The 19,067-nt window shown below is 69.6% G+C and carries 11 protein-coding genes; 5 read left to right on the forward strand and 6 right to left on the reverse strand.

Translation table 11 applies throughout. The features are described 5' to 3' along the window. Positions 1 to 146: 146 nt before the first annotated feature. The 3 genes from ACSC1Q_RS41785 to ACSC1Q_RS41795 form a co-directional block, all read right to left on the reverse strand. On the reverse strand, positions 147 to 1,328 hold the full coding sequence (locus tag ACSC1Q_RS41785; RefSeq protein ID WP_436764293.1) for an ROK family protein: 1,182 nt from the start codon (positions 1,326 to 1,328) through the stop codon (positions 147 to 149). Between the two features lie 130 nt (positions 1,329 to 1,458). Then, complete coding sequence (locus tag ACSC1Q_RS41790; protein WP_436764294.1) at positions 1,459 to 4,977, reverse strand: ThuA domain-containing protein; 3,519 nt, start codon at positions 4,975 to 4,977, stop codon at positions 1,459 to 1,461. A 488-nt stretch (positions 4,978 to 5,465) separates the two neighbouring features. After that, a complete protein-coding gene (locus tag ACSC1Q_RS41795) occupies positions 5,466 to 6,362 on the reverse strand; it encodes an SDR family oxidoreductase (protein ID WP_436764295.1) in 897 nt (298 codons plus the stop codon). A gap of 379 nt (positions 6,363 to 6,741) precedes the next feature. Here ACSC1Q_RS41795 and ACSC1Q_RS41800 point away from each other — a divergent pair, with 379 nt between their 5' ends. Continuing rightward, positions 6,742 to 7,800 carry an NAD(P)H-dependent amine dehydrogenase family protein gene (locus tag ACSC1Q_RS41800; RefSeq protein WP_436764296.1) on the forward strand — a complete coding sequence of 353 codons (1,059 nt, stop codon included), beginning with the start codon at positions 6,742 to 6,744 and terminating at the stop codon, positions 7,798 to 7,800. A gap of 432 nt (positions 7,801 to 8,232) precedes the next feature. Here the strand turns inward: ACSC1Q_RS41800 and ACSC1Q_RS41805 are convergent, their stop codons facing one another. The 3 genes from ACSC1Q_RS41805 to ACSC1Q_RS41815 form a co-directional block, all read right to left on the reverse strand. Beyond that, the gene (locus ACSC1Q_RS41805; protein ID WP_436764297.1) at positions 8,233 to 8,739 is read right to left on the reverse strand and encodes a flavin reductase family protein; all 507 of its coding nucleotides are present in this window, start codon (positions 8,737 to 8,739) and stop codon (positions 8,233 to 8,235) included. A 119-nt stretch (positions 8,740 to 8,858) separates the two neighbouring features. Further along, positions 8,859 to 9,380 (reverse strand): NADPH-dependent FMN reductase, encoded by a 522-nt coding sequence (locus ACSC1Q_RS41810; RefSeq protein WP_436764298.1) that lies wholly within the window; start codon positions 9,378 to 9,380, stop codon positions 8,859 to 8,861. After that, positions 9,377 to 10,159: an ABC transporter ATP-binding protein gene (locus ACSC1Q_RS41815; RefSeq protein ID WP_436764299.1), complete on the reverse strand. Its 783-nt coding sequence runs from the start codon at positions 10,157 to 10,159 to the stop codon at positions 9,377 to 9,379. The genes ACSC1Q_RS41810 and ACSC1Q_RS41815 overlap by 4 nt, the downstream gene beginning before the upstream one ends. A 332-nt stretch (positions 10,160 to 10,491) precedes the next feature. Here ACSC1Q_RS41815 and ACSC1Q_RS41820 point away from each other — a divergent pair, with 332 nt between their 5' ends. From ACSC1Q_RS41820 to ACSC1Q_RS41835, 4 genes are all read left to right on the forward strand, one after another. Further along, positions 10,492 to 11,385, forward strand: coding sequence for a glutathione S-transferase family protein (locus ACSC1Q_RS41820; RefSeq protein ID WP_436764300.1), 894 nt, complete (start codon positions 10,492 to 10,494; stop codon positions 11,383 to 11,385). A gap of 285 nt (positions 11,386 to 11,670) precedes the next feature. Then, the gene (locus ACSC1Q_RS41825) at positions 11,671 to 14,199 is read left to right on the forward strand and encodes a glycoside hydrolase family 9 protein (RefSeq protein WP_436764301.1); all 2,529 of its coding nucleotides are present in this window, start codon (positions 11,671 to 11,673) and stop codon (positions 14,197 to 14,199) included. 174 nt (positions 14,200 to 14,373) lie between these two features. After that, positions 14,374 to 15,039 carry a B3/B4 domain-containing protein gene (locus ACSC1Q_RS41830; protein WP_436764302.1) on the forward strand — a complete coding sequence of 222 codons (666 nt, stop codon included), beginning with the start codon at positions 14,374 to 14,376 and terminating at the stop codon, positions 15,037 to 15,039. Positions 15,040 to 15,232: 193 nt separating this feature from the next. Continuing rightward, a complete protein-coding gene (locus ACSC1Q_RS41835; protein ID WP_436764303.1) occupies positions 15,233 to 18,934 on the forward strand; it encodes a multifunctional oxoglutarate decarboxylase/oxoglutarate dehydrogenase thiamine pyrophosphate-binding subunit/dihydrolipoyllysine-residue succinyltransferase subunit in 3,702 nt (1,233 codons plus the stop codon). The last annotated feature ends 133 nt before the right edge of the window (positions 18,935 to 19,067 follow it).

Consider the following 19,067-nt stretch of genomic DNA (forward strand, 5'->3'; position numbering starts at 1 on the left):
GCCGTTCTGGCCGAGCAGGCAGTGCACCTCTCCGGGCAGCACCTCCAGGTCGACGCCGTCGAGGGCGCGCACTCCGGGGAACTGCTTGACGATCCCGCGCATGAGGAGCAGGGGGCTGGCTTCTGACATGGGGCCTCGCTGGTTCATCATGGGGCCGAGAGGACGTGGTCGCTGCCGAGCCTGGCCGCGCCGACCACGCCGGCGTCGGGTCCGAGCTCCGAGAGCACGATGGGCAGGTTGCCGGTCGCCAGGGGCAGCGACCGGCGGTAGACGACACTTCTGATCTCCGCCAGGAGGACGTGGCCCAGCTGGGCCACCCCTCCCGCGATGATCACGAGGCCGGGGTTGAAGAAGCTGACGAGGCCGGCCAGCACCGTGCCGACCCTGCGCCCGCCGTCGCGGATGAGCCGTACCGCCTCGGCGTCGCCCATCTCGGCGGCGGAGGAGACGTCCTCGGCGGTGAGGGTACCCGTCTGGTCGAGTCGCCGGCCCAGGTAGGCCGAGCGCCCGGCGATGGCCGTGGCCTCCCTGGCGAGAGCGGTCCCGCCGAAGTAGGCCTCCAGACAGCCGACGTTGCCGCAGGCGCAGACGGGGCCCTGGTCGTCGACGCGGATGTGGCCGATGTCCCCGGCGCTGCCGGATACACCCCGGTAGATCTTTCCGTCCACCACGATCCCGCAGCCGATGCCGGTGCCGATCTTGACGAGCAGGAAGTCGTCCACCTGCCTGGCCAGCCCCGAGTGAAGCTCGCCGAGGGCCATGATGTTGACGTCGTTGTCGACCACGGCCGGGCAGCCGAGGGCCTGGCCGACCGCCTCCCTGACGGGGTAGCGGTCCCAGCCGGGCATGATCGGGGGCGCCACCGGCACTCCCTCGCGGAAGCTGACCGGCCCAGGAACGCCGATCCCCGCGCCGTGCAGCTCGGTGAACAGGCCCTGCTCGCCCAGCTTGGCGATCATCTCCATCGCCTGGTCGAGCACGGCCACCGGGCCGTCGCGCACGTCGCACCGCTGGCTCAGGTGGCCGAGGATCTCCAGCTCGCCGTCGGTGACGACCACGTCGATGGAGGTGGCGCCGACGTCGATCCCGGCGAAGCGGAGCTCTCCGGAGAGCCGTACCAGGCCGGACCTGCGCCCGCCGCGTGAGGCCGCGAGCCCCGCCTGCTCGGCCAGGCGCAGCTCGATGAGCCGGTCGAGCTCCAGGTTGAGCCGGGAGCGCGACAGGGCGGTCACGTCGCCGAGTTCGGCGCGTGACCGCGCTCTCTCACGCAGCAGCCGGAGAAGCGCGGCCTGGTGCGCGTTCTCCGGCCGAGCGACGGTCCGCTTCACGAACACCTCCCTGTTCCGAGCAGGTGTGCAGAAGCTAACCCTCTTTAGACGGGTTTGTGAATCACTTTTACCTAACGGTTCGCCGACTTTTGCCTCAATCGGCAAAAGTCGGCGAACTTGACCGCTCCGGTCAGCTCACCCGGGTGAGCCTCCACTGCTGGTTGGTGCCGGTCCCGCAGGTGGCCTGGGTGAGTTGCGTGCCGTCCGCCGTCGAGGCGCCGGGCACCTCAAGGCAGTGGCCGCTCGCGACCGAGGTGATCTTCCAGGTGCCGTTCGTCCCGGCGGTGAACCTCCACTGCTGGTTGGCGGCGCTGTGGCAGGTCCACTGGATGATCAGCGCGCCCGGCGCGGTGGAGCCGGCGTTCACGTCCAGGCACTTGCCGCCCTGGACCCCGGCGAGGGTGAAGGCGCCGCCGGTCGCGGCGGTGAACCTCCACTGCTGGTTGGTGCCGCCGTTGGCCGCCCACTGGACCACCCTGGCCCCGTCGGCCGTGGACTGGCCCTCGACGTCGGCCGCCTTGGAGCTGTGCGCGGCGACCAGCGTGTAGACGCCGCCGGCCACCGGCCCGCTCGAACCCCCCGAGGCGTTCAGGGTGAGGGAGTCGAGGTCGAACTGGTTGGCGGTCGGGTGCTTGAACACCAGGAACAGCGGATGGCTGCCCGACAGCGCCGCCACCGAGCTGGTGACCGTCTGCTGGTAGGTGTCCCAGCCGCCGGTGTTCTGCACCGCCGTGGTGGACAGCAGCTGCCCGGTGGGCGAGTCGGCGCGCAGCTCGATCGAGCCGCCGCCCACGGGCGAGGACACCCGGTAGGACACCGACGCGACCCCCTGGACGCTCATCGGCGCGAAGGAGATCCAGTCGTTGTTGGAGATGTCGCCGACGCGCTTGCCGTTCTGCGCCCCTGCCTGGTCGATGATCCGGATCCCGGACGAGCCGGTGAAGTACTCGGCCTGCTTCTGGCGGGGCTGCAGGATCAGGTTCGCGGTGTGGGACAGGCCGCCGTTGTCGGTGTAAGTCGCGGTCAGGACGTAGAAGGTGTTGGCGTCGGCGTCGTGGCCCGAGTTCGTGGTCACCACGGTCCCCGAGCAGCCGGTGAACTGGCCGGTGTCGTGGCTGTGGGTGTCGTGGCCGAGCGCCGTGACCACCCTGACCTTGGAACAGTCGATCGTGCCGTCCTCGGGATCGGTGACGGTCACCGTGTACGGGACCGAGTCCCCGAAGGAGATGGCCGTGCCGTCGGGCGGCGAGCCGAACCGCACGACCGGCGCGGTGTTGCCGACCGTGATCGGCACCGTCGCCGAGCCGCTCTTGCCCGACGAGTCGGTGATCGTGAGCCGCGCGGTGAAGGTGCCGTTGGCGGTGTAGGTGAACGAGGGGTTCGCCGCGGTGGAGTCGGTCGAGCCGTTGCTGGTGAAGTCCCACGCGTAGGTGAACGGGTCCCCGTCCGGGTCCGCCGAGCCCGCCGAGGAGAACTGCACGGTGAGCGGGGCCTGCCCGGAGGTGGGCGTCCCCGCCGCCTTCGCGATCGGGGAGCGCGAGCCGTTGATGTAGTCGATCCGGTAGACGCCGTCGTCGGGGTTGGTGCCGCCGTAGCCGGCCCCCCACTCGATCAGGTACATCGCGCCGTCAGGGCCGAACTTCATGTGCATCGGCGACCTGAACCCGAGGTTGGACAGGAACCGGTTGGTCTTCAGGACGTTGCCGCTCCCGTCCAGCCGCATCTCCATCAGGTAGTTGCGGCTCCACTCGTAGAAGAACGGGGTGTCGTCGAAGTAGGCCGGGAACTTCGTGTCCGAGGCGCTGGCCGCGTCGTAGTGGTAGAACGGCCCGCCCATCGGGGCCGCGCCGCCGCTGGTGCCCATCTCCGGCCACTCCGGCGTGAGGTGGTACGTGTACCAGACGGTGGCCGCCTTGACCGCGGGCAGGTTCGTCAGGCCCGTGTTGTTGGGCGAGTTGTTCACCGGCGCCGCGCAGTTGAACTTCGCCCCCGAGGTGGAGGTGGCGAAGTTGTAGTCGTTGAACGGGGTGTTGTTGCCGACGCAGTACGGCCAGCCGTAGAAGCCGGGCGACTTGATCAGGTTCCACTCCACGGTGCCCTCGGGGCCCCGGTTGGCGTTGGCCGATCCGGCGTCGGGGCCGTAGTCGGCCGCCGAGATCCAGCCGGTCTCGGAGTCCACCGAGAAGCGGAACGGGTTGCGGAAGCCCATCGCGTAGATCTCCGGGCGGGTCTGCGCGGTGCCCGGCGCGAACATGTTGCCCGAGGGGATCGTGTAGGTGCCGTTGCTCTCGGGGTGGATCCGCAGGATCTTGCCGCGCAGGTCGTTGGTGTTGGCGCTGGTCTTCTGGGCGTCGAAGTTGGCGCGGCCCGCGCGCTCGTCGATCGGCGCGTACCCGTCGGAGGAGAAGGGGTTGACGTCGTCGCCGACGCCGATGTAGAGGTTGCCGCCGGGCCCGAAGGCGAGCTGCCCGCCGGTGTGCCCCGGCTCGTCGGTCCTGGTGGCCGGGATGGCGAGAAGCTTCTTCTCGCTGGCCAGGTCGAGGGTGTCGCCGTTCAGGGTGAACCGGGAGACCTGGTTGACGGCCGCCGAACCGGTCGGCGAGTAGTTGAGGTAGACCCAGCGGTTGGTCGCGAAGGCCGGGTCGAGGACCAGGCCGATCAGCCCGTCCTCACCGCCGGTGTAGACGCTCAGCGTGCCGGTGGTCACGATCTGGCCGTTGCTCTTGCGGACGAGCACGAGCTTGCCGGAGCGGGCGATGTAGTAGACGTCCCCGTTGGGAGCGATGTCGAGCTGCATCGGCTGGTCGGGGGCGCTGTCGAGCGTGACCTTCTGGAACCGGTTCCACACGGTGCCGCCGCAGTCGCCCGCGGCGTTGCCCGCCGCCCACTTGACGCCGCCGAGCACGTGCTGGCGGAAGTTGGCCTCGCTGTAGGAGGCGCTCTCGTGCCCCATCGCGGTCGCCCACACGCGCCCGCCCTCGGCGTTGCGGCACCAGGAGATCGGGTGGTCGGCGCCCATCTTGCTGCCGCCCGCGTCGTAGGTGGTCTCGTCGGCGGTGACCAGGACGTGGACGTCGCCCCGGTTGGTCCGGTCGAAGTTGTACCACTCCTCGGTACGCGTCCAGCGGTCGGGCAGGCCCACCGTGGAGGGGTGCTTCTTGTCCAGGACCTTGGCGGTGCCCTGCAGGATGCTGGAGTGCGCGGTCATGTGCGCGCCGCCCAGGACGAGCTGGTCCCACCAGGGGAACTGGGCCTCGATGTTCATGTCCGTGGTGTTGTGGACCGCCACGATCCCGCCGCCGTCGTTGACGAACTTCTGGGTGGCCTGCCGCTGGGCCTCGTTGTCCCAGACCATGCCGGAGTTCTGCAGCATGATGATCGCGTCGAAGCCGGCCAGGTTCGCGTCGGTGAACGAGCTCGAACTGGCGGACTGGACGACCTCGAAGTCGTTGGCGGCGGCGAGCTGCTGGACCATCGTGATGCCGGACGGGATCGAGCCGTGCACGTAGTCGGCGGTCTCGGTGAACAGCAGCACCCGGAAGGCGGCCGCCTTCGCGACCTCCGCGCTCGCCGAGGACAGCGACAAACCGGAGACCATGGATAACAGGAGCAGGATCGGGACCATTAAGGCGGTGAACGGGCGGCGCATGGAATCTCCTGGGGGGATGAGAAGGACATGCGAAACGAACCGGACGGCCTTGGCCGGCCGACCGGTTGTGATACCGGGAGAAAGTGGCAGGAAGTCTCGAAATTTGCTGGTTTCTGTCTTATTTCCTCCTTATTTCAGGATGGTAAGGACGAGTTCTGTCGACCGTCAAGCAAAAGATTGGCTGGGACAAGCAGAACCCCTCGCTCCGCGCCCGTGAAAGCGGATCCCGTCCGCACGGCCCCACCCGACGCCCTACCGGGCATTTCACCGGATCCCAATAACCGCACGGCCTTCTCCGGACCGTTCCAGAACCGCCGGAAATCCCCTCGGGTGACGAACCCCGGGCAACGGAAAGGGCGCCCTCGCAACGAGGGCGCCCTCGAACGTCCGGCCCGCCACCGCCGTCAGCGCGTCGCCGTCAGCGCGTCGCCGTCAGCGCGTCGCCGTCAGCGCGTCGCCGTCAGCGCGTCACCGTCAGCGCGTCACCGTCAGAGCATCGCCTTCATCGAGGCGGTCGCCTGCTGGCCGAGGGTCGTCGGGGTCAGGTACGGCTGCTCGGCGAGGATCGCCTCCCAGTTGTCCCGGATGTCCTCGACCGTGTGGTCGTCCTGCCGCCAGCCGGGCCCCTCGGCCACGAACACCCGGGCGATCCGGCCGCCGCCGACGCTGAAGACCTCGCCGCTGGTCTCGCAGGCCTCGTGCGCCAGGAAGGTCACCAGGGCGCTGATCCGCTCCACGGTGAACCTGGCCTCGAACTCGGCGGGCAGGAGCTCCTCGGTCATCCGGGTCCAGGCGATCGGCGCGATCGCGTTGGCCTTGATCCCGGCCCTGGCGCCCTCGATGCCGAGCGTCTTGGTGAGGCCGACCAGGCCCATCTTGGCGGTGGAGTAGTTGGCCTGGCCGAAGTTGCCGAACAGCCCGGCGGGCGAGGAGGTGTTGATGATCCGGCCGTACCCCTGCTCCTTGAGGTACGGGAACGCCGCCCGGCTGACCAGGAACGAGCCGCGGACGTGGACGGCGAGGACCTGGTCGAACTCCTCGACGCTGATCTTGCCGAAGGACCTGTCCCGCAGGATGCCCGCGTTGTTGACGACGATGTCCAGCCGCCCGTAGGTGTCGATCGCGGTGCGGACGATCGCCTGGGCCCCCTCGGGGGTCGCGACGTCGTCGGTGCTGGCGGTCGCCTCCCCGCCGTTCTTCCTGATCAGCTCGACCACGTCGGCGGCCGGGCCCGCGGAGGCGCCGGTGCCGTCCAGTGCCCCGCCCAGGTCGTTGACCACCACCTTGGCGCCGCGCTCGGCGAGCGACAGCGCGTGCGAGCGGCCGAGTCCGTGCCCGGCGCCGGTGATGACCGCGACCCTGCCGTCAAACCGCAGCTCTGACATCCGCAACCCTCCCACGAGAACATAATTCTAGTCGTCTGAACAATAGCTCGCCCGGCCCTCGTGATGCCATGGGCACGATGCCACGAGGCGCCAGAGGGGCGCCCGCGGCCCTCGCGGCGGACCGCCGACGGGACCTCCACGGCGGCGCGGAGACAAGGCGAACGGCATCGCGGAAACAAGGCACGGAAACAAGACACGGAGACAAGCGCGAAGACAGGGCGCGGGGTGGTAACCAAAAACGTGTGGGATCATTGCGCATAGTAAGCACGCGTGTTAATTTCTGCTAAAGTTTTTGCCCCACACGGGCGAGGGTCAACGACGACACCCCTCACTAATTCCTAGTAAGGCCCCGCCCAATATTTTGGGCTGGAGGCCCTATATGTCCTTATCGCCGCCCCTGCGCGTGGTCCAGTGGGCCACGGGCGCCGTCGGCAGATACTCCCTGCGCAGCGTGATCACCCGGCCGGAGTTCGAACTGGCCGGGGTCCTGGTCTACGACCCGGACAAGGTGGGACAGGACGCGGGGACCCTCGTCGGGCTCCCCGAGGCCGGTGTCATCTGCACCGACGACGTCGAGGAGATTCTCGCCACGGAGGCCGACTGCGTGCTGCACATGCCGCTGCCGGCGTCCTACTTCGGCGGGGAGCATCCGAGCGACGTGGAGACCATCTGCGCGCTGCTCGCCGCCGGCAAGAACGTCATCACCACCACCGGGTTCGTGTATCCCAAGTGCTACGGCCCGGGGGTGGTGGAGCGCCTGGAGGCCGCCTGCCGCGCGGGAGGGACGTCCCTGCACGGCACCGGCGTCAACCCCGGTTTCATGAGCGACATCCTGCCGCTCACGCTGACCGGCCTGTCCAGCCGCGTCGACCACATCTACGTCCGGGAGTCGTCCGACTTCCGGGGTCACCCGTCCCGGCAGATCGTGGTGGATCTGTTCGGCTTCACGCGTTCGGCCAAGGACTACGTCGCGGCCGTACGCCCCTTCCGCGCCTTCCAGCGCTCGCTGTTCGCCGAGAGCGTCCAGTTCGTGGCCGACAACCTCGGCGTCGCGCTCGACGAGGTCGAGGAGAGCGACGAGTTCGAGCTCGCGTCCGAGGAGTTCGAGATCAGCGCCGGGGTGGTCAGGGCGGGCACCGTGTGCGCGTCCCGCTGGATGTTCAGCGGGCTGGTCCGCGGCCGTCCCTTCATGACCGTGGAGTGCGTCTACAAGGCCGACTCCACCCGGGTGGAACGCTGGGCCGATCCCGGCTTCAGCGTCCACATCGAGGGTGTGCCCCAGCTGATGCTCACCGTGGGTGAGATCTCGCACGGCCTGGCCGGTGCCGCCGCCCACGCCGTGAACTCCGTCGCCGCTCTCTGCGCCGCCCCGCCGGGCATCCGTACCGCGCTGGAGCTCCCCCTGGCCACCGGCCGGGGCACCGTACGCCTCGCCTGAGGGGATCCCCCTCGGCCCCCTCCGAGGCATCCCACGCGTCCCGGGGAATCCCCCTCCGAGGTATCCCGCGAGTCCTGAGGATCCTCCTCGGCCCCCTCCGAGGCGTCCCTCCAGCGGACATCCCCCGGCTCCGCCCCACGGGCGGAGCGGACGAGCCGCGCGATGAGCGCGATGAGCCCGGGTACGACCGGCAGAAGCCTCGTTCACGACAAATGGCACTCATGACGCCATCAGTGAAAAATCGCGGCATTTGGCATTTCATCCAGCGAATAAATGTGCGGACGTCCGCGAGTGCACCAATAGATCTTTTCGGAGCGTCGACACACCGGGTGCGCCGATCCCCGTCTCACGCCGGCACCCGCGAGGAACAACCCGGCACGGGCGTTCCTCGCGAGATCGGCCGGGGAGTCCCCGAAGGATCAAGAGGTGGTGTCAGGTGTGCGGGGTGAAGCGCCCGAAGCGGCCCTGGTGATAGAGCAGCGGGCGCCCGCCGGGGTCGAGGCTGGTCTCGGTCACGAGCCCGACGACCAGGACGTGGTCGCCGATGTCGACGGTGGAGTGAGGGGCGCAGACCAGGTGAGCCGAGACGCCGTCCAGCAGCGGGACGCCCAGGTGCCCGGGGGTCCAGGAGGTGGGGGCGGCGAAGCGGTCGACGTTCTTCCTGGCGAAGCGCGAGGCCACCTCGGCCTGGTCGCTGGCCAGCACGTTCACCGCGAAGTGGTCGGCCCGCCGGAGCCAGGGCCAGGTGGTCGAGGACTGGTCCACGTAGAAGGAGACCAGCGGGGGCGTGAGACTGACGGATGAGAACGAGGTGGCCGTGAGGCCGACCGGTATGCCGTCGACCTGCGCGGTGACGACGACGACCCCGGCCGCGTGGACGGCCAGTGCCTCCCGGAAACGCTCGGCGTCGACCGCTCTGCCGGACAGTGTCTCGGTCATGCCGCCTCGCTTAGGACTGTGTGGGTTACTATGCAGATGATCCACTTGGTCACTTTTTCCCCTTTAAGGAACAAAGGACACTACTCAAAACCCGTTGGGGTCGTTATCTCTTCCCGCTGTCACTCGGGGGCCCTTTTCCCGAGTGCCGCGATCACCTGCGGGCCGACCCGGTCGGCCCAGGGACCGAGAACGGCGTCGAGGTCGGGAATCTGCGACTCCAGCAGCGCGAGGCCCGGGGTGGGCACGGTCGCCCCCAGCTCCACCAGCAACGGGCGGAGATGGACCTCCACCGCCAGCGAGTGCTTGGCGTCCCCCATCACCAGGAGCGGGAGCGCGACCGCCGAGGCGAGCGCACCGCCCGGCAACCGGTCGAGGAACACCTTGAGCAGACCGGTGTAGGTGGCCTTGTAGGTCGGGCTCGCCACCACCAGCACGTCGGCTCCGGCCACCAGCTCCACCGCGGCCCTCACCTCCGGCGCCGTCTCGGGGGCGAACAGCAGCGGGGCGAGGGCCGCCAGGTCGACGACCTCGGGAGCCTCCTCGTCCCCGATCCGCCGGGCGACGGCCTCCGCCGCCCGGACGGCCACCCCGTGGGTGCGCGATCCCGGTCGCGGGTTTCCCACCACGGTCACGATGCTCATGAGGCCACCGGTGCTTTCTGGTCGACGTCGGAACGGAGAAGCTTCCACACCTCGTGGCGGTACTCCCCGAAGCGGGAACCGCCCCTCGGATCACCTTCGCGAGGGCCGAGGTCCACCTCGACGGGCCGCCCGATCCTTCCGGGCCGGGACGTCATGACCGCCACCCTCCGGCCGAGGTAGACGGCCTCGTCGATGCTCCGGGTGGTGAAAAGGATGGTCGTGCCGGTCTTCTCCCAGATTCGCACCAGCTCCTCCTGGAGCGACTCCCGGGTCCCGGCGTCCAGCGCGGCGAACGGCTCGTCGAGCAGCAGCACGGCCGGATCGGCGGCCAGGCTCCTGGCGATGGCCACGCGCTGGGGCATGCCGAGGGATAGCTCGTGGGGATAGCGGTCCCCGAACTCGCCCAGCCCCACCAGGTCCAGATACCCCCTGGCCAGCTCGGCGCGCTCGCGCCTCGTGGCGGCCCTGCCCTCCAGCGCGAACTCGATGTTGGACAGCGCCGTGCGCCAGGGGAACAACGCGTACTGCTGCAGGACGATCCCCCGGCCGAGGCCGGGGCCGTCGAGGGGGACGCCGTCCAGCAGGATCCGGCCGGTGGTCGGCGCGGCCAGCCCGGCGATCAGGTCGAGGAGGGTGGACTTGCCGCAGCCGCTCGGCCCGACCAGGGTGAGCAGCTCTCCCTCCCGTACGTCGAGGTTGACGTCGTCGAGGGCGGCGAAGGAGCGGTGGGTGTCGCGGCCGGTGAACTCCTTGCCGACCCCCTGGATCCGGAGCCTCATCGGGAACCTCCCGGGAGGACGCGGACGGGGATGACGACAGGGGTGACAGGGATGGCGGGATTGGCGAGGATGGGGCTGTGGACATGTCTGATCATGATCACGAGATGCGTCCTGTGCGGTGTGGGTGGGGACGGCGGATGGATTCGTGATCACGGACACTGTGCGCTGAACACGCGGCAGAGGTCGACGTGCGCGCACCGAGTCAGATAGATGCCCATACCGGAGAAACTACGCACCACTCCACGGTAAGTCAATATTTCCTACTGGGTTTACATGAAATACCTCAGGGGGACGGGTGCCCCTTACGGCCGGGGGTCCCGTACCGTCGAGTCATGAAACTGGAAAAGGAGATCTCCGGCGGCGGTCGCTTCGAGAGGCAGCCGAACCGGTTCACGACGCTGATCGAGGCGGGCGGCGAGCACCCGCCGGAGCCCGGCCGCTACCAGATCTACGCCTCCTACGCCTGCCCGTGGGCGCACCGCTCGCTCATCGTCCGCGAGCTGCTTGGCCTGCGGGAGGTCGTCGGGGTGACGATCGTCGACCCGATCAGGGACGAGAAGGGCTGGCGGATCCCCGGGGGCGACCCGGTGACCGGGGTGGAATACCTCTCCGAGCTCTATCTGGCGACCGACCCCGGCTACGAGGGCCGCTACACGGTGCCCTGCGTCTGGGACGTCGCCGCCAAGCGCCTGGTTACCAACGACTACCCGCGGATCACCCTCACCCTGGAGACGGCCTTCGCGCCGTGGCACGCCGAGGGAGCCCCCGACCTCTACCCGGAGGAGCTGCGCGAGGAGATCGACGCGCTCAACGAGGTGATCTTCCAGGGCCTCAACAACGGCGTCTACCGGGCCGGGTTCGCCCGCTCGCAGGAGGCGTACGACGAGGCGGTCACCGACGTGTTCGCCACGCTCGACCTGCTGGAGGAGCGGCTGGCCACCCGCCCCTACCTGCACGGCGACGCGCTCACCGAGAGCGACGTGCGGCTCTACCCGACGCTCGCCAGGTTCGACGCCGTCTACAACTCGCACTTCAAGTGCGCGGTGCGGCGGCTCACCGACCATCCGGTCCTGTGGGCCTACGCCCGCCGCCTGTACGCCATCCCCGCGTTCCGTGACACGACCGACTTCGACCAGATCAAGCGGCACTACTTCGTGACGCAGACGAACGTCAACCCGAGCGGGATCGTGCCCAGGGGGCCGGAGATCGACTGGACCGCCCCCTGAGGGTTCCCGCGACCAGCCCTTGAGAATCCCCGCGGCCGCTTCCCGGGGCGCGCCCGGGACCCCCTCCGCGTCACACCCGGGAGGCCGTGAAAGTTTCATCGGACAAATCGGTCATTCGCCCGGTCGGCGGGCGGCACGGCACGGGGGCCGGTTGACGGTGGGCGAAACGCGCTGGAAACATCGGGCACTCAGGCAGTGGGAGCGCTCCCACTTGGATCCCCCCGACCGGGACCCTCGGACCCGCGCTCCCGCGACCTGGTACCTCCCCCGCCCAAAGGACCCCCCGTGATCAGACCACCCGCCTGGCTCGCCCTCGCCACGGCCGCCGCCCTGGTGACCCTGACCCCCCTGCCCGCCGCCGCGGACGGCCCAGAACAGATCGTCAACGGCACCTTCGACAGCGGCACCGCCCCCTGGTGGAGCACCGGCAACACCGCGCTGGAGGTCGAGGGCGGCCGTCTGTGCGCCGACGTCCCCGGCGGCACCGCCAACCCCTGGGACGTCATCGTCGGCCAGAACGACATCCCCCTGGTCAAGGACGAGACGTACGAGTTCTCCTTCTTCGGGATCGCGACACCGGGGCGGGTGGCCAAGGCCCTCGTCCAGCTGCCGGTGGACCCCTACACGCAGTACCTGTCGGCCAATCCCGAGCTGAGCGTGTCCGGTAACGACTACCGCTACACCTTCACCTCACCCGTGGACCTGCCGGGCGCGCAGGTGGCGTTCCAGCTCGGGGGCAGTGCCACCCCGTGGAGGTTCTGCGTGGACAACGTTTCCCTCAAGGGCGGGGCCGACCCCGACGTCTACGAGCCGGACACCGGCCCCCGCGTCCGGGTGAACATGGTCGGCTACCTGCCCTCGGGACCGAAGAACGCCACCCTCGTCACCGAGGGGACGGAGCCGGTCGGCTGGAAGCTCAGGCGCGGCGAGGAGACCGTCTCCGAGGGGGAGACGGTCCCGCGCGGCGTCGACGGCAGCTCCGGCCAGAACGTGCACTCGATCGACTTCGGCACGGTCACCGCCCCCGGCACCGGCTACACGCTGGAGGCCGACGGCGAGACCAGCCGCCCCTTCGACATCGGCGCGGACGTCTACGGCGAGCTCAGGACCGACGCGCTGAAGTTCTACTACACCCAGCGCAGCGGCATCCCGATCCTCGACGAACTCCGCCCCGGCTACGGGAGGCCCGCCGGGCACGCCGGGGTCGCCCCCAACCGGGGTGACGTCGCGGTGCCCTGTCAGCCGGGCGTCTGCGACTACACGCTGAACGTCAAGGGCGGCTGGTACGACGCGGGCGACCACGGCAAGTACGTCGTCAACGGCGGCATCTCCGTCCACCAGCTGATGTCCGCCTTCGAGCGCGCCAAGGCCGACGGTCTCCACAGGGACGGCGACCTCGACATCCCCGAGAGCGGCAACGGGGTGCCCGACATCCTCGACGAGGCCCGCTGGGAGCAGGAGTTCCTGCTCAGCATGCAGGTCCCCGACGGGAAACCGTACGCGGGGATGGCCCATCACAAGATCCACGACGCCGCGTGGACCGGGCTGCCCCTGCTGCCCCACCTGGACCCCCAGCCACGCGAGCTGCACCCGGTCTCCACCGCCGCCACCCTCAACCTGGCCGCCACCGCGGCCCAGGCGGCCCGCCTCTTCGCCCCGTACGACACCGCGTTCGCCGCGCGCAACCTCGCGGCGGCGAGGAAGGCGTGGACGGCGGCGAAGGCGAACCCCGCGCGGTACGCGGACCCGGCGGACGGGGTGGGCGGCGGCGCCTACAACGACGACAACGTGACCGACGAGTTCTACTGGGCGGCCGCCGAGCTCTATCTCGCCACCGGCGAGAAGGAGTTCAGGGACTATGTCCTCGCCTCGCCGCACCACACCGGCGACATCTGGCGCGAGCGCGGCTTCGACTGGGGCAACACCGCCCAGCTCGGCCGCCTGCAGCTGGCCTCCGTGCCCAGCGCGCTCCCCGACCGGGCCCGGGTGCGCCGCTCGGTCCTGGAGGGCGCGGACAAGTATCTCGCCGTCCAGAGGGCCCATCCGTACGGCGTCCCGTACAACCCGCCGGACTACGACTGGGGCTCCAACAACCTGGTGCTCAACAACATGGTCGTGATGGCCGTCGCCCACGACCTGAGCGGCGAGGCGAAGTATCACGACGGGGTGCTTGAGGGGCTCGACTACCTCTTCGGGCGCAACGCCCTCAACCAGTCGTACGTGACCGGCTACGGCGAGGTCGCCTCGAAGAACCAGCACAGCCGCTGGTACGCCCGCCAGCTCGACCCGTCCCTGCCCAACCCGCCGCGCGGCACCCTGGCCGGGGGCCCGAACTCCGCGATCCAGGACCCGGTGGCCCAGGCCAAGCTGCGGGGTTGCGAGCCGCAGTTCTGCTACATCGACGACATCGAGTCGTGGGCCACCAACGAGCTGACGATCAACTGGAACTCCCCGCTCGCCTGGATCTCCTCCTACCTCGCCACCCCCGCCGCCCCCGGCCCGTGCAAGGTCACCTACACCAATCACGGCCAGTGGCCCGACGGGTTCAACACCCAGGTCACCGTCACCAACACCGGGACCACGGCGATCGACGGCTGGACCCTCGGCTGGTCCTTCCTGGGCGGCCAGTCCGTACGGCGGCACTGGAGCGCCGACCTCACCCAGGACGGCGCGACCGTGACCGCCCGGAACCTCTCCTGGAACAAGACCATCAGGCCCGGCCGCTCGGTCACCTTCGGCTTCATCGGCGCCGAAGCCCCCGGCCCCAACCCCAAACCGGAACGCTTCCTCCTCAACGGCACCCTCTGCGGGTGACCGGCGTGGAGCGGCCGCCTCCCGAGGCGGCCGCTCCACGCTTCCTCAGAGTCTCCGGCGCACGATCTGCTCGATCGCGGTCATCAGGCCCTGATCCTCGATCAGCGGTGGTCCGCCGTCGTCACCGCAGCAGGACGGCAGGGTGGATGGTCGCTGGCGCCCTAAACTGGGGCCGTGATCGAGGATATTCGGGTGGATCCCGCCGTCAGCGCGCTCAGGCCGGACTTCGGGGTGCTGGTGATGGGGGTCTACGGGCTGCGCAACGGGCCCACGGACGACAGGTCGCGGGCCTGGCTGGCGGAGGCCGCGGAGAAGGCCGTGGCCGTCGACGACCCGAGGGTCGAGGCGTGGCGGGAGGCGTACCGGGGGTTCGGGGCGAAGCCGCAGCGGACCAGGCCGTCGGTGGACGCGCTGGTCAGGCGGATGCCGCCGCCGGAGATCAACCAGGTGGTCGACGCCTACAACGCGATCAGCGTCAGGCACGGCCTGCCGATCGGCGGCGAGGACCTGGCCCGCTACGAGGGGACGGCCAGGCTGGTGCGCGCGGCCGGGGACGAGCCGTTCGAGGTCGTCGAGAAGGGCGAGCCCGCGATCGACCACCCGGAGGCCGGCGAGGTCGTCTGGCGCGACGACAGGGGCGTCACCTGCCGCCGCTGGAACTGGCGGCAGTGCGTCCGCACCCGGATCACCGAGGAGACGACCGACGCGCTGTTCCTGCTGGAGCGGCTCTCGCCCCTGTCCGCGGAGGAGCTGCGGGCCGCCGGGGACGAGCTGGCCGGGCTGCTCGAAGATGTCACCCCGGGGATACGAGTGGAGTCCCGGCTGGTCTGGCCGAGCTGATCACACCCGCCGGATCGGGCTGACCAGCGACTGAGCGGGTAAACAGTTACCCGGTGCCTGACCGTTTTAACCCATGCTGAGAGGATCGGCAAGGAAGCTGCGGTCAGACTGGCGCAGGTCCGAGCCGAGGCGAGTAGCCTTGGACAGGTTCTCTATCATCAACGCCGATCTGCGGAAGAGGGCGATTTCCGCCGTGTCGTCTGAGTCGTCGCGGACAAACCCGCTGGCAGCCTTTGGTCAGAACGAATGGCTTGTCGACGAGCTGTACCAGAAGTACCTCCAGGACCCCGAGTCGGTCGACCGGGCCTGGTGGAACTTCTTTGCCGACTACAGCCCTGATTCGGGGTCCGGCCGTGCCGCCGCACCCCAGGGGGCGGCTGCCGCCGCGCCCGCTCCACCGACCCCCGCTGCGCCCTCGGCCTCCCCGGCTGCGGCTCAGGCCACCCCGGCCCCCGCGGCGACGACCCCAGCGCCGAAGGCGGCCAAGCCCGCCCCGGCGGCCCAACCCAAGCAGGAGACGCAGTTGCCCGCCGCCGCCGGTGCCGAGGAAGTCCGACTACGCGGCGCCGCCGCGAGGACAGCGGCCAACATGGAGGCCAGCCTCGTCGTGCCGACGGCGACCAGCGTGCGCGCGGTCCCGGCGAAGCTGCTCATCGACAACCGGATCGTGATCAACAACCACCTGTCGCGCGGTCGCGGCGGCAAGGTGTCGTTCACGCACCTCATCGGCTACGCGGTGATCAAGGCCCTCAAAGTCCTGCCGGACATGAACCACTCCTACACCGAGGTCGACGGCAAGCCGGTGCTGGTCAAGCCCGAGCACGTCAACCTGGGCCTGGCCATCGACGTCGCCAAGAGCGACGGCACCCGCCAGCTCCTGGTCCCGTCGATCAAGGCGACCGAGGGGATGGACTTCCGCCAGTTCTGGGTCGCGTACGAGGAGGTCGTGCGCAAGGCCAGGGCGGGCAAGCTGGGGGTCGACGACTTCAGCGGCACGACGATCTCGCTGACCAACCCGGGCACCATCGGCACCGTGCACTCGGTGCCGCGCCTGATGCCGGGACAGGGCACGATCATCGGCGTCGGCGCGATGGAGTACCCCGCCGAGTACCAGGGGGCCTCCCCCGACACGCTCTCCCGCCTCGCGGTGAGCAAGGTGATGACGGTCACCAGCACGTACGACCACCGCATCATCCAGGGCGCCCAGTCGGGCGACTTCCTGCGGCAGGTCCACCGGCTGCTGCTCGGCGAGGACGGCTTCTACGACGAGATCTTCGAGGCCCTCCGGATCCCGTACGAGCCGATCCGCTGGGTCCAGGACATCTCCACCACCCACGACGACGACGTGGCGAAGTCGGCCAGGGTCATCGAGCTGATCCACGCCTTCCGGGTCCGCGGCCACCTCATGGCCGACACCGACCCGCTGGAGTACAAGCAGCGCAAGCACCCCGACCTCGACATCAAGTCGCACGGCCTCACCCTGTGGGACCTGGAGCGCGAGTTCGCCACCGGCGGCTTCGGCGGCCGGCCCCTGATGAAGCTGCGCGACATCCTCGGCGTGCTGCGCGACTCCTACTGCCGCACCATCGGCGTCGAGTACATGCACATGCAGAACCCCGAGGAGCGGGCCTGGATCCAGGCCCGCATCGAGCGGCCGCACGCCAAGCCCGACCGCGAGGAGCAGCTGCGCGTCCTGGAGCGGCTGAACACCGCCGAGGCCTTCGAGACGTTCCTGCAGACGAAGTTCGTCGGGCAGAAGCGCTTCTCGCTGGAGGGCGGCGAGTCCCTGATCCCGCTGCTCGACTCGGTGCTGAGCTCCGCGGCCGAGGAGCGGCTCGACGAGGCCGTGGTCGGCATGGCCCACCGCGGCCGCCTCAACGTGCTGGCCAACATCGTCGGCAAGTCGTACGGGCAGATCTTCGGCGAGTTCGAGGGCAACATCGACCCGCGCAGCGCCCACGGCTCCGGCGACGTGAAGTACCACCTGGGCGCCAGCGGCGACTTCGTCTCGCCCGACGGCTCCAAGCTCAAGACCTCGGTCGTGGCCAACCCCTCCCACCTGGAGACGGTCGACCCGGTCCTGGAGGGTGTGGTCCGCGCCAAGCAGGACCTCCTGGAGCGCGGCGAGGAGGGCTTCACCGTCCTGCCGGTGCTCGTCCACGGCGACGCGGCCTTCGCGGGCCAGGGCGTGGTGGCCGAGACGCTCAACCTGTCGCAGCTGCGGGGCTACCGCACCGGCGGCACCGTGCACATCGTGGTCAACAACCAGGTCGGCTTCACCACCAGCCCGGCCAGCTCGCGCTCCAGCGTGTACGCCACCGACGTGGCCCGGATGATCCAGGCCCCGATCTTCCACGTCAACGGCGACGACCCCGAGGCCGTGGTCAGGGTCGGCCGCCTCGCGTTCGAGTACCGCCAGGCGTTCCGCAAGGACGTGGTGATCGACCTCATCTGCTACCGGCGCCGGGGGCACAACGAGGCCGACAACCCGGGCTTCACCCAGCCGCTGATGTACGACCTGATCGACGCCAAGCGCTCCACCCGCAAGCTCTACACCGAGGCGCTGATCGGCCGGGGCGACATCACGGTGGAGGAGGCCGAGGGCGCGCTCCGCGACTACCAGGCCAAGCTGGAGAACGCCTTCGCCGAGACCCGCGCTGCGGCGAAGGACCCGACGGGTGAGTTCTCCCGCCCGGTCGACATGGAGAACGTCCCCTGGTCGCACGAGGACGTCAAGACGGCCGTCTCCGAGGAGACCGTCAAGCGGATCGTCGAGACCCAGCTCAACATGCCCGAGGGCTTCACCGTCCACCCGCGCCTGCTGCCGGTGCTGCAGCGCCGCGGGCAGATGGTCGCCGAGGACCACATCGACTGGGGCATGGGCGAGACCCTCGCCTTCGGGTCGCTGCTGATCGACGGCCACCCGGTCCGCCTCGTCGGCCAGGACTCGCGGCGCGGCACGTTCACCCAGCGGCACGCCGTGCTGGTCGACCGCGTCACGGGCGAGGAGCACACCCCGCTCAAGACGTTCAACGAGGGCACCACGAAGTTCTACGTCTACGACTCCCTGCTGAGCGAGTACGCCGCGCTCGGCTTCGAGTACGGCTACAGCGTGGAGCGGCCCGAGGCGCTGGTCGCCTGGGAGGCGCAGTTCGGCGACTTCGTCAACGGCGCCCAGTCGATCATCGACGAATACCTCACCTCGGGCGAGCAGAAGTGGGGCCAGCGCTCCGGCGTCACCCTGCTGCTGCCGCACGGCTACGAGGGGCAGGGACCCGACCACTCCTCGGCCCGCATCGAGCGCTTCCTGCAGATGTGCGCCCAGGACAACATGACCGTGGCCCAGCCCACGGTCCCGGCCAACTACTTCCACCTGCTGCGCTGGCAGACGCTGTCGAACAGGCACCGCCCGCTGGTGGTGTTCACGCCCAAGTCGCTGCTGCGGCACAAGGCGGCGATCTCGGCGGTCGGCGACTTCACCTCGGGGTCGTTCCAGCCGGTGCTGGGCGACGTCACGGCTCCCCCGGCCGGTGTCCGCAAGGTCGTGCTGGTCTCCGGCAAGCTCTACTACGACCTGGCGGCGGCCCGCGACAAGCAGGGGCGCAACGACGTGGCGATCGTCCGCCTGGAGCGCCTCTACCCGTTCCCCGGCGACCCGCTGGAGATCGAGCTGAGCCGCTACGCCGCCGACATCGAGCTGGTGTGGGCGCAGGACGAGCCGCTCAACATGGGTCCGTGGCCGTTCCTCGCGCTCAAGCTGGCCGAGAACCCGGGGGTCTTCGGGGGGCGTTCGATCAAGCGGGTCTCCCGCAAGGCCAACTCCTCACCGGCGACCGGCTCGCACTCCACCCACGACGCGGAGCTGCAGCAGATGCTGGGGCAGATCTTCGACTAGGCGACCACCGGCCCCGGCCGGTCCGCCGCAGGCGTCACCCCGGAAGTCCCCCGCAGGAGCCGCTGCGGGGGACTTCCCCGTTATCGAGAGCGTCGTCGCGCGCGAGATCGCGAGTACGACCACAGCGTCACCG

The organism is Streptosporangium heterodermiicola (genome assembly GCF_051390675.1).
Lineage (GTDB): Bacteria > Actinomycetota > Actinomycetes > Streptosporangiales > Streptosporangiaceae > Streptosporangium.

Excerpts from the sequence above, each read along its gene's own strand:
- ACSC1Q_RS41820 (WP_436764300.1), top strand. The coding sequence starts at position 10,492 with ATGAAACTGGAAAAGGAGATCTCCGGCGGCGGTCGCTTCGAGAGGCAG.
- ACSC1Q_RS41795 (WP_436764295.1), bottom strand. The coding sequence starts at position 6,362 with ATGTCAGAGCTGCGGTTTGACGGCAGGGTCGCGGTCATCACCGGCGCC.
- ACSC1Q_RS41810 (WP_436764298.1), bottom strand. The coding sequence starts at position 9,380 with ATGAGCATCGTGACCGTGGTGGGAAACCCGCGACCGGGATCGCGCACC.
- ACSC1Q_RS41805 (WP_436764297.1), bottom strand. The coding sequence starts at position 8,739 with ATGACCGAGACACTGTCCGGCAGAGCGGTCGACGCCGAGCGTTTCCGG.
- ACSC1Q_RS41815 (WP_436764299.1), bottom strand. The coding sequence starts at position 10,159 with ATGAGGCTCCGGATCCAGGGGGTCGGCAAGGAGTTCACCGGCCGCGAC.
- ACSC1Q_RS41800 (WP_436764296.1), top strand. The coding sequence starts at position 6,742 with ATGTCCTTATCGCCGCCCCTGCGCGTGGTCCAGTGGGCCACGGGCGCC.
- ACSC1Q_RS41790 (WP_436764294.1), bottom strand. The coding sequence starts at position 4,977 with ATGCGCCGCCCGTTCACCGCCTTAATGGTCCCGATCCTGCTCCTGTTA.